The sequence below is a fragment of the Mycobacterium sp. genome (assembly GCF_035506235.1).
GTDB lineage: Bacteria > Actinomycetota > Actinomycetes > Mycobacteriales > Mycobacteriaceae > Mycobacterium.
In genome coordinates this window covers 1-15,352 of sequence record NZ_DATJPU010000236.1, presented here as the reverse complement: position 1 = coordinate 15,352, position 15,352 = coordinate 1, and the positions used below count along the sequence as shown (strand labels likewise).

14 protein-coding genes, 2 tRNA genes and 2 pseudogenes are annotated in these 15,352 nt (G+C 68.1%); 8 read left to right on the top strand and 10 right to left on the bottom strand.

The features are described 5' to 3' along the window. The 3 genes and pseudogenes from VMD50_RS21750 to VMD50_RS21740 all read right to left on the bottom strand — a co-directional run. Positions 1–494, bottom strand: a 494-nt coding sequence (locus VMD50_RS21750) for a carboxyl transferase domain-containing protein (RefSeq protein WP_325430593.1), incomplete at its 3' end; no start/stop codon positions are given. After that, positions 491–1,135, bottom strand: a complete 645-nt coding sequence (locus tag VMD50_RS21745; RefSeq protein ID WP_325430591.1) for a 3-oxoacid CoA-transferase subunit B — start codon at positions 1,133–1,135, stop codon at positions 491–493. The genes VMD50_RS21750 and VMD50_RS21745, both read right to left, overlap by 4 nt. Further along, positions 1,132–1,886 (bottom strand): annotated as a pseudogene (locus tag VMD50_RS21740) (CoA transferase subunit A). The gene VMD50_RS21745 and the pseudogene VMD50_RS21740 overlap by 4 nt, the downstream one beginning before the upstream one ends. Positions 1,887–2,116: 230 nt before the next feature. Here VMD50_RS21740 and VMD50_RS21735 point away from each other — a divergent pair. Further along, positions 2,117–2,686: a hypothetical protein gene (locus VMD50_RS21735; protein WP_325430589.1), complete on the top strand. Its 570-nt coding sequence runs from the start codon at positions 2,117–2,119 to the stop codon at positions 2,684–2,686. A 21-nt stretch (positions 2,687–2,707) separates the two neighbouring features. Here the strand turns inward: VMD50_RS21735 and VMD50_RS21730 are convergent, their stop codons facing one another. The 3 genes from VMD50_RS21730 to argC are packed head-to-tail and all read right to left on the bottom strand — an operon-like array spanning position 2,708 to position 5,813. Next, a complete protein-coding gene (locus VMD50_RS21730; RefSeq protein ID WP_325430587.1) occupies positions 2,708–3,889 on the bottom strand; it encodes an acetylornithine transaminase in 1,182 nt (393 codons plus the stop codon). Further along, positions 3,886–4,749: an acetylglutamate kinase gene (gene argB, locus VMD50_RS21725; RefSeq protein WP_414686137.1), complete on the bottom strand. Its 864-nt coding sequence runs from the start codon at positions 4,747–4,749 to the stop codon at positions 3,886–3,888. The genes VMD50_RS21730 and argB overlap by 4 nt, the downstream gene beginning before the upstream one ends. Positions 4,750–4,769: 20 nt before the next feature. Next, complete coding sequence (argC, locus tag VMD50_RS21720) at positions 4,770–5,813, bottom strand: N-acetyl-gamma-glutamyl-phosphate reductase (RefSeq protein WP_325430583.1); 1,044 nt, start codon at positions 5,811–5,813, stop codon at positions 4,770–4,772. A gap of 325 nt (positions 5,814–6,138) precedes the next feature. On the opposite strand from argC, the gene VMD50_RS21715 reads away from it, so the two are divergent. The 3 genes from VMD50_RS21715 (at position 6,139) to VMD50_RS21705 (ending at position 8,625) form a co-directional block, all read left to right on the top strand. Next, a complete protein-coding gene (locus VMD50_RS21715) occupies positions 6,139–6,996 on the top strand; it encodes a GNAT family N-acetyltransferase (protein ID WP_325430581.1) in 858 nt (285 codons plus the stop codon). A gap of 116 nt (positions 6,997–7,112) precedes the next feature. Then, entirely contained in the window at positions 7,113–7,769 is a 657-nt protein-coding gene (locus VMD50_RS21710) for an SACE_7040 family transcriptional regulator (RefSeq protein ID WP_325430579.1), read from the top strand. A gap of 70 nt (positions 7,770–7,839) precedes the next feature. After that, on the top strand, positions 7,840–8,625 hold the full coding sequence (locus VMD50_RS21705) for a hypothetical protein (protein WP_325430577.1): 786 nt from the start codon (positions 7,840–7,842) through the stop codon (positions 8,623–8,625). Positions 8,626–8,636: 11 nt separating this feature from the next. Here VMD50_RS21705 and VMD50_RS21700 read toward each other — a convergent pair whose 3' ends face one another. After that, entirely contained in the window at positions 8,637–9,968 is a 1,332-nt protein-coding gene (locus VMD50_RS21700; protein WP_325430575.1) for an MFS transporter, read from the bottom strand. A gap of 42 nt (positions 9,969–10,010) precedes the next feature. Between VMD50_RS21700 and cmrA the strand changes: the two genes are divergently transcribed. Continuing rightward, positions 10,011–10,817 carry a mycolate reductase gene (cmrA, locus tag VMD50_RS21695; protein WP_325430573.1) on the top strand — a complete coding sequence of 269 codons (807 nt, stop codon included), beginning with the start codon at positions 10,011–10,013 and terminating at the stop codon, positions 10,815–10,817. A gap of 3 nt (positions 10,818–10,820) precedes the next feature. On the opposite strand, the gene VMD50_RS21690 is transcribed toward cmrA, so the two are convergent. After that, on the bottom strand, positions 10,821–12,368 hold the full coding sequence (locus VMD50_RS21690) for a helicase HerA-like domain-containing protein (RefSeq protein WP_325430571.1): 1,548 nt from the start codon (positions 12,366–12,368) through the stop codon (positions 10,821–10,823). Positions 12,369–12,469: 101 nt separating this feature from the next. Between VMD50_RS21690 and orn the strand changes: the two genes are divergently transcribed. Beyond that, on the top strand, positions 12,470–13,117 hold the full coding sequence (orn, locus tag VMD50_RS21685; protein ID WP_325430569.1) for an oligoribonuclease: 648 nt from the start codon (positions 12,470–12,472) through the stop codon (positions 13,115–13,117). A 53-nt stretch (positions 13,118–13,170) separates the two neighbouring features. Then, positions 13,171–13,246 (top strand) — tRNA-His (locus VMD50_RS21680). A 61-nt stretch (positions 13,247–13,307) separates the two neighbouring features. Here the strand turns inward: VMD50_RS21680 and VMD50_RS21675 are convergent. Together VMD50_RS21675 and VMD50_RS21670 are read right to left on the bottom strand one after the other, a co-directional pair. After that, the gene (locus VMD50_RS21675; protein ID WP_325430595.1) at positions 13,308–14,531 is read right to left on the bottom strand and encodes a L,D-transpeptidase; all 1,224 of its coding nucleotides are present in this window, start codon (positions 14,529–14,531) and stop codon (positions 13,308–13,310) included. Between the two features lie 92 nt (positions 14,532–14,623). Next, positions 14,624–15,053, bottom strand: a pseudogene (locus VMD50_RS21670) (DMT family transporter); the annotation flags it as partial. Between the two features lie 218 nt (positions 15,054–15,271). On the opposite strand from VMD50_RS21670, the gene VMD50_RS21665 reads away from it, so the two are divergent. Then, a tRNA-Lys gene (locus tag VMD50_RS21665) sits at positions 15,272–15,344 on the top strand. Positions 15,345–15,352: the final 8 nt, after the last annotated feature.

Here is a 15,352-nt window from a genome sequence, read left to right as displayed (position 1 = left end):
GTCGCCTGGTTGTAGAAGATCCGACCGAAGTGCTCGCGGTCGGGGAAGACCTCGTCCTGGCGGGGCAGGAAGGCGCCGCCGGAGTCGACCAGGTAGATGCATGGCAGCCGATTCTGCAGCGCGACTTCCTGCGCGCGCAGGTGCTTCTTGACCGTCATCGGGTAGTAGGTGCCACCCTTGACGGTCGCGTCGTTGGCGACGATCACGCACTCGCGCCCCGACACCCGGCCGATTCCGGTGATGATCCCGGCGCCCGGGGACTCGTCGTCGTACATGCCGTTGGCGGCCAGCGGGGCCAGCTCCAAAAACGGGCTACCCGGGTCGAGCAGGCGATCCACCCGTTCGCGGGGCAGCAGCTTGCCGCGGCTGACGTGGCGCTCCCGCGCGCGTTCGTTGCCGCCCAGCGCCGCGGCCGCCAGCTTGGCGTTCAGCTCGGCGACCAGCCGCCGGTGCTCGTCGGCGAACGACGGCGCGGTTCTGACAGCAGTGCTCACGGGTGCCTCCCGGTCAGCGCAAGGGGCGGTTCGGTTTTGGCGAGCACCTCGTCGACCGATACCTCGGGGGCCGTCTCGACGAGGTGCAGCCCGTCGTCGCGCACGTCGATGACGGCGAGGTCGGTGACGATGCGATTGACACAGCGCACGCCGGTCAGCGGAAGGGTGCACCGCTCAACGACTTTCGGGGTGCCGTCCGGTGCGGTGTGGTCCATCATCACGATCACCTTACGGGCGCCGTGCACCAGGTCCATCGCGCCGCCCATGCCCTTGACCATCTTCCCGGGGATCATCCAGTTGGCGAGGTCGCCGGCGGCCGAAACCTGCATGGCCCCGAGCACCGCGACGTCGAGGTGGCCGCCGCGGATGATCCCGAACGAGGCCGAGGAGCCGAAGAACGCCGCGCCCGGCATCGTCGTGACGGTCTCCTTCCCCGCGTTGATCAGGTCCGCGTCGACGTACGCGGGCCGGGGATACGGCCCGACCGCGAGTATCCCGTTCTCGGAGTGGATGACGACGGTGACGCCGTCGGGGATGTGGTTCGGGATCAGGGTGGGCATGCCGATGCCGAGGTTGACGTAATGCCCGTCCTCGAATTCGGCGGCCACCCGCGCGGCCAGCCCCTCCCGCGTCCACGTCACGGCCGCACCGTCACCTTCTCGATCGGCTTGGCGGGATCGGGCACGTGGACGACCCGGTGAACGAAGACGCCCGGGGTGTGCACCGCGGCCGGGTCGATCTCCCCGGGCTCGACGAGGTGTTCGACCTCGGCGATGGTGATCCTGCCGGCCGCCGCGCAGTCGGGATTGAAGTTGGCGGCGGCCGCCCGGTAGACGAGGTTGCCGTGCCGGTCGCCCTTCCAAGCGTGCACCAGCGCGAAGTCGGTGCGGATCGCGCGCTCGAGAACGTAGGTCACGCCGTCGAACTCGCGGGTCTCCTTCGGGGGCGACATCACCGCCACCGCGCCGGACGCGTCGTAGCGCCACGGCAGGCCGCCGTCGGCGACCGGGGTGCCCACTCCCGCAGGCGTGTAAAAGGCCGGGATTCCCGCGCCACCGGCGCGCAGCCGCTCCGCCAGCGTGCCCTGCGGGGTGAGCTCCACCTCGAGTTCACCGGCGAGGAACTGGCGGGCGAACTCCCTGTTGTCACCCACGTATGAGGCGACGGCACGGCGAATTCGCTTGTGGTGCAACAGCGCTTCCAGCCCGACACGTACCCGCCGCAGTTGTTGGACACCGTCTCGAGGTCGCGGACGCCGCTGGAGACCAGCGCCGCGATCAGCGCCTCGGGGATGCCGCAGAACCCGAACCCCCCGACCGCCAGGGACGAACCGTCGGTTATGTCGGCGACCGCTTCGGCGGGCGCGTTAGGTGAGGCCACCACCTTGTCCATCGCCGCAGCAGCCTCCTCGCCGTCGGATTCAGTTAATCCCCATTAACTGGGGTGAGAATACCACCGTCTCCCGCGGCACGTCCAGGGCGACCGCAGACCCGCTGCCGCGGATCACCTAACAAATAGTCCGGCGGCTTGCTACCGTTGCCGAGGCGACGGGCTCGCCGGTCGGCCGACCCCGAAGGCCGCGCTCGTTGACAATTCCCGCGAGTGAAAACGAGGGGCGTGTGGTGACCGTCGACGATAAGTGGGAGACCGCCGAATGGGCCGTCCAGCAAGACGATCGAAAGTCCTCGCTGGGTCCGCTGATCCACGGACTTGCCTCCCGCGTCAACCCCCAGCCGGCGGAACTCTCCATTGAAGACGTGCCCGTGGTCGGGCTGGACCGGTTGGAACAGGCGGTTGGCGATCTCGTCGTCTGCTTCGGCGCAGGCCAACTGGAAATCGACGACTTCCCCGACCCCAGAGATGCGCACGTGACCACGTACCGCGTTCATTTGACGTTGCGGCACTCGGAATGGAACCTCGTCGAGAACGCCGCCGCTGCCGCCGTCGCCATCCTCACCCGCAATACCGCCACCCGTCTGACGCGAGCACTCGATCTGTTGCACAAGCTCGCCCTCGCGGCGCCCTCGCTTTCCGTGCCCGAAAGGGAGGCCATCTCACGCGTTCTCGCTAATCAGTGGCTCGGCACCGTCACTCCGCGCGACGAGCTGGCGAACTACGGCGTAGACGTGGCAAAGCTCATTCGGGACGGCATCTTGGTGGAAGGCGACGAGGGTGTCTCGGTGATTGCCTGAATCCGCGTCCGCGTCACCGCGTCATCCCGCGGCCCGATCCAGCACGTCTGGGAGGCTCTCCACGAACTGGTCGACCTGAGCGTCGGTGATGATCAGCGGCGGTGCCAGCCGGATCACGTCGGGAGCAGCGGCATTGACGAGAAAGCCGGCCTTGCGCGCGGCCGCCTCGACCGCCTTGGCCGCCGGCTCGGTCAGCACCACGCCGCGGAGCAAGCCGCGGCCCCGCACGTGGTCCACCAAGCGGTGATTCAGCGACTCGATGCCGCGACTCAGGGACGCACCCAGCGCCTCGGCGCGCTCGATCAGTCCCTCGTCGTTCAGCGTCCGCAGCACCGCCAGGGCAGCGGCCGCGCACACCGGGTTGCCGCCGAAGGTGCTGCCGTGCAAGCCCGGCTTCAGCAGCGCGGCGACGGGTCCGGCCGCCAGGCAGGCCCCGATCGGCAGCCCGCCGCCGAGCCCCTTGGCCACCGTCACCACATCGGGCGTGATCGCGTCGTGCTGATGGGCGAAGAACTTTCCGGTGCGACCCATCCCGGTCTGCACCTCATCGATGACCAACAGCGCGCCGCGCCGGGCGGTGATCTCCCTGGCCGCGACGAGATAGCCGGCAGGCGGCGGCACCACTCCGGCCTCGCCCATGATCGGCTCGAGGAACACGGCCGCGGTCTCGGCGGTCACGGCGGCCGCCAACGCGTCGACGTCCCCGTAGGGCACGTGGCTGACCTCGCCCGGCAGCGGAGCGAACGGCGCCCGCTTGTCGGGCTGGCCCGTCAGCGCCAGCGATCCCATCGTGCGGCCGTGGAATGCCCGCTGCGTGGCAACGAGTTTCGAACGGCCGGTGAGCCGCGACAGCTTGAACGCCAGCTCGTTGGCTTCGGTGCCGGAGTTGCAGAAGAACACCCGCGCGCCCTCGACGCCCCACTGGGCGACAAGCGCTTCGGCCAATGCGATGCCCGGTTCGTGGGCATAGAAGTTGGAGGTGTGACCCAGCGTGCTCAGCTGCCGGCTTACCGCCTCGATCACCGCCGGATGGCAATGCCCCAGCACATTGACGGCGATGCCGGCCAGCAGGTCGAGGTAGGTGTTGCCGTCCACATCGGTGAGCACCGCACCCCGCCCCGAGGCCAGCGCCAGCGACGGGGTGCCGTAGTTGGGCATCATCACCGCGTCCCACCTCGCCAGCAGCGGCCCGGTTTCGGTCACGCGCGCACCACCGTGGTTCCGGCTCCGTCGTTGGTAAGCAACTCGACCAGAACGCTGTGCTCGACCCGGCCGTCGATGATGTGGGCGCTCGGGACCCCGCCCTCGACCGCCCGCAGGCAGGCCTCGGTCTTGGGCACCATCCCCGACTGCAGCCGCGGCACGAGGGCGGCCAGCTTCAAGCTGTCGATCTCGCTGACGAGCGACTCTCGATCGGGCCAATTGGTGTAGAGCCCCTCCACGTCGGTGAGGATGAGCAGCTTTTCGGCCCCCAGCGCCTGGGCCAGCGCGGCCGCGGCGGTGTCGGCGTTGATGTCATAGACCACGCCGTCGGTGTCGGGGCCGATGGACGACACCACCGGAATGCGCTGATCGATGAGGTCCCGTACCGCCGCGACGTTGACGTGTTGAATATTGCCGACCAGGCCGATGTCGGTGGGCACCCCGTCGACCATGACGCTGCGGCGCACCGCGGTAAACAGTTGCGCATCCTCACCCGTGATGCCGACCGCATACGGGCCATGCGCGTTGATCAGGTTCACCAACTCCCTACCGACGTGGCCGAACAGCACCATCCGCGCGACATCGAGCACCTCGGGGGTGACCACCCGGAAACCGCCCTTGAAATCGCTTGGTATACCGAGCCGTTGGAGCATGGCGCTGACCTGTGGGCCGCCGCCGTGTACGACGACGGGATAGATTCCGCAGTTGCGCAGGAAGACCATATCCGCGGCGAACGCGCGGCGCAGTGCTTCGTCGGCCATCGCATGGCCACCGTATTTCACTACGACGATCTTGTGGTTCAGGTGTTTGAGCCAGGGCAACGCCTCGGCAAACACGGTGGCCTTGACATCGCGGGTTATCGGGGTTGCTTCGACGGCGGTCACGGCGTCATCCCGACCACCGACAGACCGTCCGTCTCGGTCCAGCCCAGCGCCAGGTTCATCGACTGTACGGCCGCCCCTGCGACGCCCTTGACGAGGTTGTCGATCGCGCAGACGGCCACCAGCTTCGCGGCGTCCCTGTCGACCGCGACGGCCAGCTGCGCGGTGTTGCTGCCGACCACCGCGCCGGTCCGGGGCAGCCTTCCCTCGGGCAGCAGATGCACGAAAGGCTCTCCGCCATAGTGCTTTTCGTATGCCGCCCGCACCCGGGCCAGCGGTGCCGTGCATGCCGCGGTGCAGGTGGCCAGGATGCCGCGGGTCATGGGGATGAGCACCGGCGTGAACGACACCGAGACCTCGCGCTCGGTGACCGCCTGCAGTCCCTGGGCGATCTCGGGGGTGTGGCGGTGCGCACCGGCGATGTTGTAGGCGCGCGCCGAGCCGATGACCTCCGATCCGAGCAAGTCTGTCTTGGCCTCGCGTCCGGCGCCCGACGTGCCGCTCACGGCGACGACGGTCACCTGCGGTTCGGCGAGGCCTTCGGCAATGGCGGGCACCAGCCCCAGCAGCGCCGCGGTGGGATAGCACCCCGGGACCGCGATCCGGGTGGCGCCACGCAGTCGATCGCGGGCGCCGGGCAGCTCGGGCAGCCCGTACGGCCAGGTGCCCGCGTGCGGCGAACCGTAATATCGCACCCAGGCGGCGGGGTCGCGCAGCCGAAAATCACCGCCGCAGTCGATGATCACCGTGCCGGGAGCCAGACGTTCGGCCAGCGGCCCGGAATGGCCGGGCGGCAACGCCGAGAACACCACGTCGTGACCGGCCACGACGCTCGCGTCGGTGGGCTCCAGCAGCCGATCCTCGAGCGGCAGCAGATGCGGGTGATGCTCGCCGAGCGTGTCGCCCGCGCTGGCGGCCGCCGTGAGCACACCGATGCTCAGCCGCCCTTCGGTGTATGCCGGATGGGCCAGCAGCAGCCGCAGAATCTCTCCACCCGCGTAGCCACTGGCCCCAACCACCGCCACGCTTGTCGTCGCACCCATGATTTGGCCCCTATGTCGTCCTTGCCGCCCGGAGCCAACGTATGGACAGCGATGGGGTTCCACATAGGGCCATTCGCCCTCCGGATCGGCGACATTGGACCCCCGACCGGCTCGGCCCAAACCGATAGGTTTGCCCCTTGTGGCCACGTTTTCCGATCGCATTGACGTTCGGCGCCGCGAGGTGTTGGAGGCATGGCTTGCCCGTGCCCCCCGTGCGGCCAACCCCGATGCGCCGCAAGTGCTTGTGCGCTCGACGTCTGCCCATGCCGGCACCGCGGCGTAAGCCACAGCGCCCCACCCCTGGAACGAGGTCGGGAGGGCGCTGATGACGGTGACGACGCGTCCGGCGAGAGCATCCGATCTGCCGGAGTGCGCGCGAATCGGCTTTGACGCGTTCGCCGATATCGCCGCACGCCACGGATTTCCCTCTGATTTCACGTCACTCGATATCGCGACCGCGGTGGTGTCCGGGCTGATCGAGCATCCGGGTTTCTTCTCCCTGGTCGCCGAGGTCGACGGGCGGATCGTGGGAAGCAGCTTCCTCGACGAGCGCGGGATGATCATCGGCGTGGGCCACGTCACGGTCGACCCGGCCGTGCAAGGCAGGCGCATCGGCCGGGCGCTCATGGGGACGATGCTGCAGCGGTGTGCGCATCGGAAAGTCCCCGGCGTCCGACTGTTGCAGGCTTCGTATAACTACCGCGCAATGAGCCTGTACGCCAAGTTCGGCTTCGATGTGCGCGAGCCGTTCGCGGCGATGCAGGGCGATCCGCTGGGCTTGCGCATTCCGGGATACGCCGTGCGGGCCGCCACCGCCGCCGATCTGCCCGCTTGCGACACGCTCTGCATCCGCGTGCACGGCCACGACCGCGGCGGAGGGCTGCGCGACGCGCTCGCGCGGGGCACCGCCCGAGTGGTCGAGCGCGATGGGCGAATCACGGGGTACACCAGCGGGATTGGGTTCTACGGGCACGCGGTGGCCGAGACCAATGACGACCTACAGGCTCTTATCGGGGCGGCCGACGAAATTTCGGCGCCGGGATTTCTCGTCCCCATGCGCAACACCGACTTGGTGCGCTGGTGCCTGGCCCACGGCCTGCGCGTGTTCGTGGTGCTCAATCTGATGACGATCGGTCTGTATTCGGAACCCCGTGGGGCCTTCCTGGCATCGGTTTGGTATTGACCACCATTTGTCGGAGTGCCCAATTCCCAGTTAATGTCGGCTAACTCGTGTTATGTTAGCGGAGATTAACCGAAATCTCTGCCACCGAACCGGCCGCATTCTTCAAGGAGGCCGTCGTGACGACGTCCGCCCGTGAGGGCAAGCCGGGTCAGCCCGACGCACCGAATCGCCGCAGCCAGTTGAAGTCGGACCGGCGCATGCAACTCCTGTCGGCCGCCGAGCGCCTCTTCGCCGAGCGCGGTTTCCTTGCGGTGCGCCTGGAGGACATCGGCGCTGCGGCCGGCGTCAGCGGTCCGGCGATCTACCGCCACTTCCCCAACAAGGAGTCGCTGCTGGTCGAGTTGCTCGTCGGGATCAGCACCCGGCTGCTCGCCGGTGCGCGGGAGGTGCGGGCCCGCAGCGCCGGCGCGACCGCCGCGCTGGACGAGCTGATCGACTTTCACCTCGACTTCGCGATGGGCGAACCGGACCTGATCCGCATCCAGGACCGCGACCTGGCGCATCTCCCGGAGGCCGCCGAGAAGCAGGTGCGCAAAGCGCAGCGCCAATACGTCGAGGTCTGGGTCGGTGTGCTGCGGGAGCTCAACCCCAGGCTGGCCGAGGCCGACGCCCGGCTGGCGGCGCACGCGATATTCGGCCTGCTGAATTCGACACCGCACAGCATGAAGTCCCCGGACGGGGAGCGCACCAGGCCCGCCGGCGCGGCGCGTTCGCGCGCCGTCATGCGGGCCATGACCGTCGCCGCGTTGACGGCCGGCAATCAGTGCCCCTGAATTTCGCGTCAGAAGGAGAGGCATTCGCTCGGGGGCCGCGCTTAGGTACCCTGCAAGCCATGAGGTGGACATGAACGATCCACGTCGAACCGAGCGGTTTAGTCCCCCTCTTCCGGGGTCAGGACCGGCCGGATCGCCTGGTCCCACGTATCCGCCGCTCGCCGACCCGGCATACGCCGACCAGGCGGGGCCCTACGCGCCCACCTACGGCGGGTACAGCCCGCAGTGGGCATCGAACCTCAACGACACCGAACAGCTTCCGGCGTACTGGCAGCAGGAGCTGCCCCCGTCGGGCAACGTCCCAACCGGGGGCCTGGCTCCGCCGCCCGGGGGCCCCAAGTCTCCGCGCTGGATGTGGTTCGCCGCCGGGGCTGCGGTGCTATTGGTCGTCGCGCTGGTGATCGCGTTCGTACTGGCCAACAACGCGATCAAGACCCAGACCGCGGTGCCGCCGCTGCCCGCCATGCCGGAGTCCAGCGAGACCCCGACGCCAACCCCGTCGACGCCGACGTCGCCGCCGTCGCGCACCTTGAGGCCGTTTCCGCCGCCGACCGCGTCGGGCCCGCCCACCGAGACGACCGGTCCGGGCGTGATGCAAGACGTTGTTTACAGCGTCACCGGCGAAGGGCGCGCGCTCAGCATCGTGTACATCGGCACCGGCGACGTCATCCAGACCGAGTTCAACGTTGCGCTGCCCTGGAGCAAAGAGGTCAGCCTGTCGAAGTCGGCCGCGCACCCGGCGAACGTCACGGTCGTCAACTTCGGCCACAACGTCACCTGCTCGCTCACCGTCGGCGGGGTTCAGGTGAGCCAGCGAGAAGGGGTCGGCCTGACGATCTGCGACGCGCGCGGCTAGTTGGGAAGAGGTCAGGCCTTCGAATCGGCCGTCGCGGCGACGCGCGCCGGGACCCGTACCACCAGCATCCCCAGCAGTCCGGCGATCAGCACCAGGCAGATCCCGGCGAGGCCCGCGCGCACGGCGCCGAACGCGTCGACGAACACCGAGAACAGCCAGGGGGCCGCGAACGAGACCGCCCGCCCGGTCATCGTGTAGAGCCCGAACGCGACCCCTTCCCCGCCGTCCTTTGCCAAGTGCAGCAGCAGCGCACGCGAGGAGGACAGGGACGGACCGACGAACATGGCCAACAGCAGTCCGCACAGCCAGAAGGCATGCGCACCGGACGACACCATCAGCGTGGCCGACACGGCGATGAGCGCCACCAGCGACCCCACGATGACCGGTTTGGATCCGATCCGGTGGTCGACGAACCCGCCGGTTATCGCGCCGATCGCGGCCACCACGCTAGCCGCCACGCCGAACACCAGCACGTCGCCCTGGGAGAGGCCGTAAACGTTGACGCCGAGCACGGCGCCGAAGCCGAAAATGGCCGCCAGCCCGTCCCGGAACAGCGCGCTGGCCCCCAGGAAATACACCAGGTTGCGGTTGCGACGCCATTCCGCACTCACCTCTGCCCACAGCTTGCGATAGCCGCCCAGCATGCTCGTCGGATGCGACGTCTCGCCGGCGTTCGGCAGCGTGTGGGCGACCAACAGCAACGGCAGCGCCAGCACCGCAAACCACGCCGCGGTGAGCAGCATCGCCGCCCGGACGTAGAGCCCGTCATGGACGGGCACGCGCAGCAGCCCGCGCACCGGGCCGGTGCCGGAGATGAAACCCAGATAGACCAGTAGCAGCAGGAGCACGCTGCCGGTGAAGCCCGCGGCCGCGCCCAGGCCGGAGATGCGCCCAACCGTCTGCGGCGTCGAGATCTGACGCAGCATGGCGTTGTACGGCACGCCGGCCAGGTCACCGCACGCGGCCGTGACCGACAGCAGCACCAAGCCGGCCCACAGATAGCCGGGATCGTCGCGTATCAGGAACATCGCGCTGGTCGACGTGACCGCGAGGCCGCTCAAGACCGTCAGCGTCACCCGCCGACGGTGCGGGGCCTCCACCCACACCCCCACGAGCGGCGCCAACACCGCGATGGTCAGCCCCGAGACGGCGAGCGCCCGGCCCAGCCAACTCGCCGGCGACGTGCCGCCCGGCAGGCCCGCTCCCACGCTGCCGGTCAGATAGACCGAGAAGACGAAGGTCGCCACGATGGCGTTCATACCGAGGGAGCCGCAGTCCCACAGCGCCCACGCCACCACGCGGGACCGCACGGGTACGACGGCGTTCGACCCCGGCTGACCCATGCCCGCACTCTATTGAATGGCCGGCTGTCTAGCATTGGCCGCATGCCGGTACCAGCTCCCAGTCCCGACGCGCGCGCCGTTGTCACCGGTGCTTCGCAAAACATCGGCGAAGCGCTGGCCACCGAACTCGCCGCGCGCGGTCACAGCCTGATCGTCACCGCGCGACGCGAGGACCTGCTCAACGACCTGGCCGCCCGGCTGACCGAGAAGTACGGTGTGACCGTCGAAGTGCGGCCCGCCGATCTCGCGGATCCGGCGGAACGGGCCAAGCTGTGCGACGAGTTGGCCGCCCGCCCCATCTCGATCCTGTGCGCCAACGCGGGTACCGCGACGTTCGGTCCGGTCGCGGGCCTGGACCCGGCGGGCGAAAAGGCTCAGGTTCAGCTGAACGCCATTGCGGTGCATGACCTTACGCTGGCCGTGCTGCCCGGCATGGTCGAGCGCAAGGCGGGCGGCATCCTGATTTCCGGTTCGGCGGCGGGCAATTCGCCGATCCCCTACAACGCCACCTACGCGGCGACCAAGGCGTTCGCGAACACCTTCAGCGAATCGTTGCGCGGCGAACTGCGCGGCTCGGGTGTGCACGTCACGCTGCTGGCGCCGGGCCCGGTGCGCACGGACCTGCCCGATGACGCCGAAAGGTCACTGGTCGAAAGGCTCGTGCCGGACTTCCTGTGGATCTCGACCGAGCACACCGCCCGCGTGTCGCTGGATGCGTTGGAGCGCAACAAGATGCGGATAGTCCCGGGGCTGACGTCGAAGGCCATGTCGGTGGCAAGTGGGTATGCGCCGCGCGCGATCGTCGCGCCGATCGTGGGCAGCTTCTACAAGAAGCTCGGCGGCGGATAGGCGCTACTTTCGCCGACGGCCGGTGCCGAAGAAGTTGCGGACGATCTCGATGAGGATGTCCCTAACCGTCCGGTTGTTCAGCACTTCCTCCCACATGGCGGGACCCTTGGGCTCCGCGGCCCCCTTTGGTTCCGCCGGCGCCGGCATCGGCGGAGGCACGGAGTCGACTGGCACTGGCGGATAGTCGGACTGGGTCTGCGGAACTTGCGGGACGGCCTGGGGCTGCGCCGGTTGTTCAACCGTCTGGCCGTATTTTGCCTGCAGCGGACTGTCTTTCGCCGCTTTCGTAATCGCTTCGGTGCCGATCGAGGCCATCAGCGACCGCGGCACCCGCATGCGGGTCCACGCGACCGGCGTCGGTGCGCCCTTCTCGGACAGCACGGTGACGACGGCCTCGCCGATCCCGAGCGAGGTCAGCGCCGACTCCAGTTCGTACACATCGGTTTTCGGGTAGGTGCGGACTGTCTTGGACAGCGCCGCCTGGTCGTCGGGGGTGAACGCCCGCAACGCGTGCTGGACCCGGGCGCCCAGCTGGGACAGCACGTCGTTAGGTATGTCCGTGGGCAACTGGGTGCAGAAGAACACCCCGACGCTCTTGGAGCGGATCAGCTTGACGGTTTGTTCGACCTGCTCGAGGAAGGCCTTGGACGCATCGGCGAACAACAGGTGCGCCTCGTCGAAGAAGAACACCAGCTTGGGCCTGTCGACGTCCCCGACCTCGGGCAGTTTGGCGTACAGGTTGGCGAGCAGCCACATCAGGAAGGTGGAGAAGATGACGGGACGCACCGACTGACCGCTGAACTCCAGCAGCGAGATGATGCCGCGTCCCTGATCGGCTCGGAGCAGGTCCTGCGGGTCGAGTTCGGGCTCGCCGAAAAACGTGTCCCCGCCCTCGCCGGCGAGGTTCAATAGGGCTCGCAGGATGGTACCGGCTGTCGCCGGATTGACCGCACCCAAGTCTTTCAGATCGGCCTTACCCTCATCGCTGGTCAGATGGCTGATGGCGCCGCGCAGATCGTTCAGGGTGACCAGCCGTCGGTTGTTCTCTTTGGCCCAATGGAAGATCAGTCCCAGCGTCGACTCCTGAGTGGCGTTGAGCCCCAGCACTTTCGACAACAGAACCGGGCCGAAGCTGGCAACGGTCGCGCGCACCGGCACGCCCACTCCCCCGGTGCCCAGCGACAAGAACTCCACCGGGAACGCCGTCGCCGCCCAGTCGTCGCCGGTGTCTTTCGCGCGCGCGGCGGTCTTGTCGTTGGGCTCACCCGGCCGGGTCAGACCGGACAGGTCGCCCTTCACGTCGGCCATTAGAACCGCCACACCCGCGGCGCTGAGCTGTTCGGCGATCAATTGCAGCGTCTTGGTCTTGCCGGTTCCCGTGGCCCCGGCCACCAGGCCGTGCCGGTTGATGGTCGCCAGCGGGATGCGGATCCGCGCGTCCGGGTCCGCTACGCCGTCGACGACGACCGTGCCCAATTCGAGCGCCTGGCCTTCGACGGCGTAGCCGTTGGCGATTCGCTGTGCGGGTGTCGCCGCTGATTCGGTGGTCATCATGCCCGCCCCTCTTCCCAGTCGCAACGCTCACCCTACTTGCCGAGGGGCCGGCGGGGGCAGGCCTCGCGCAGGCCCGACGCACGCATACGCTGAGCGCTGTGCGCGACGAATTGGTGTGGATCGACTGCGAGATGACCGGGCTTGATTTGGGCTCGGACAAGCTGATCGAGATCGCCGTCCTGGTCACCGACGCCGAGCTGAACGTCCTCGGCGACGGAGTAGATGTGGTGATCCACGCCGACGACGCCGCGCTGGCGTCGATGATCGAGGTGGTTGCCGAAATGCACTCGCGCTCGGGGCTGATCGACGAGGTGAAGGCCTCCACCGTCGACCTGGCGACCGCCGAGGCGATGGTGCTCGACTACGTCACCACGCACGTCAAGCAACCCAAGACGGCGCCGCTGGCGGGCAACTCGATCGCCACGGATCGGTCCTTCATCACCCGCGACATGCCAAAGCTGGACTCCTACCTGCACTACCGGATGATCGACGTCAGCTCGATAAAGGAACTCTGCCGGCGCTGGTATCCGCGCATCTACTACAGCCAGCCGGCCAAGGGCCTCACGCACCGGGCGCTGGCGGATATCCACGAATCCATCCGCGAACTGCGGTACTACCGGCGTACCGCGTTCGTGCCACCGCCGGGGCCGTCCACCAGCGAAATCGAGACCGTGGCCGCCGATCTCCAAGGCCCACAGAATGCAACGAGAACAATCGATTCGGACACCGAGCCACCCACCGGCTAGTATCGGTGGTCGCCGCTCGTTGGCCCAGTTATGGGTGCCGGCTGGTGGCAATGGTGGCTGTAGTTCAGCTGGTAGAGCACCAGGTTGTGATCCTGGGTGTCGCGGGTTCGAGTCCCGTCAGCCACCCCAACGAAGCGGCGGACCCTTCGGCCGTATGTCCGGGCGCCAGGGGACCCGCGTCGAAATCCCGTCAGGTGTTGGCGTTGCCGGCCTTCCACACCGGCCAGGGGACGTTCCAGTCGCCCAGGCCCTCGGTGCCCGGCAGCGTCGGCCCCACGGTGTGGACGACCTCGACGATGTCGCCGCTCTTGCTGTGGTCGTAGAACCACTCCGCGTTGCTCGGGCTCACGTTCAGACACCCGTGGCTGGTATTGGTGTGGCCCTGCGCGCCGACGGACCAGGGCGCGGAGTGCACGAAGACTCCGCTGTACGACATCTGCGTGGCCCACTCGACTTCGGTGCGATATCCGTTGGGCGAGTTGACCGGAACGCCATAGGTCGACGAATCCATGATGATGTGCTTGAAACGCCCGCCGATGACGTAGACGCCGTTGGCGGTCGGGGTGCTGTCCTTGCCCATCGACGTCGGCATGGTCCTGACCACTTCGCCGTTGACCCGCACGGTCACCATCTTGGTGGTGTCGTCGGCGGTCGAGATCACCTCGTCGCCGATGGTGAAGTGCGTCTTGATGTTGTCCTCGCCGAACATGCCGTCGCCCAGGTCGACACCGTACGTGTTGACCGCGACATCGATGGCCGTGCCCGGCTTCCAGTAATGCTCTGGGCGCCAACGCACTTCGCGATTGTTCAGCCAGTAGAACGCGCCCTCGACGGGGGGGTTGGTGGTGATGACGATGGCCTTCTGGGCCGCGGCGCGGTTGGCGATGTTCTCGTCGAAGCGGATCGCCACGGGCTCACCGATGCCGACCACCTCGCCGTCGCCGGGGTTGACGTAGGGCATCGTCAGGTGGGCCGGTGAACTGGTCTGGAAGGTCATCTGGCGGGTCGCCGCGCCACCCAGCCCCAGCGCCTTCACGTTGAGCGTGTAGCGCCTGTTGTAGCCCAGCTGCTCGGTCGTCGACCAGCGCAGCCCGTCGGGGCTGAGCTGACCGCTGATCGACCGGCTGTTCTCGTTGACCATGGTGACGGATCCGAGCACGCCGTCGGCGACGCTCACCGTAACCGGCGCGTCCACAGTGACGCCGACGGCGCCGTCGTTGACCGAGGAGGTCAGCTTGGGCACCAGCAGGTCGGCGAACGGCGTGCCCTTGTCGACGATGGCTTTCGCCGGCGCGGCGGTGTGGCTGCTGCTGCAGGCAACGCCGACGACAGCAAACACAACCATGGCGACAAGCAGCCACGATCGGCGTCTGCGCAAAGGCGTCATCGAGTGGCCTTCCAATTCGATCGGCATGGTTTGGTCACCGCTGACCAGAAACAGTGGAAGCATTGTAAAGGGTCATTGGCCGCCCACGATGCGACCTGGGCGGGTCAGCGATCCAACCGTTACACGGGTTGGCCGACCGCGTCTCGACGCCGCGCCCCGACCCCGTCACGGGTCGCGACGGCCTGGACGCGCGCGAGTTTGACGATGGCCGCCGTCATCACCAGCCGCGCCGTCGCCAGGGCGATCATCCCGGCGCGGCCCGCGTTCAGCGTCTCGCCGAGGACGACGACGCCCAGCACCGACGCCACGACCGGCTGCGACATCTGCAGGGTCGGCATCGACGCGGTCAAGGGCCCCCCGGAACGCCGCCTGACTCCATGCCACGCCGCCCACCGCGGCCTGCAAGCCGGCATAGAGCTCCGGGCTTCGGGCCACCGCCCAGCCGTCGTTGCCGAGCCGGGCCACGACCTCCTTGGTCACTACCGCGAAGACGCCCCACAGCGACCCCGACACGAACGCGAACAGCGCGGCGGCGTTCGCGACCGAGCGGGCACCCTACCGCGGGACGCTCTTTTGAGCGTATGGAATACATTGTGCAGCAATGGTTTCCATTGCGCACCCCCGAGCACCGGAACGCTCGCGCAGGCTTGGCGGGCGCCAACGCCGGAGGACCGCCCGCGGCTCAGCAGGTACCCTGGAAGACATCGGGATTTCGCTCCGCGGCAGGACGCCTGTTATTGTCGCGTACGCGGTCTCGGCCGTACACGGCGCCGTTAGCTCAGTTGGTAGAGCAGCTGACTCTTAATCAGCGGGTCCGGGGTTCGAAACCCTGACGGCGCACAGGTCAG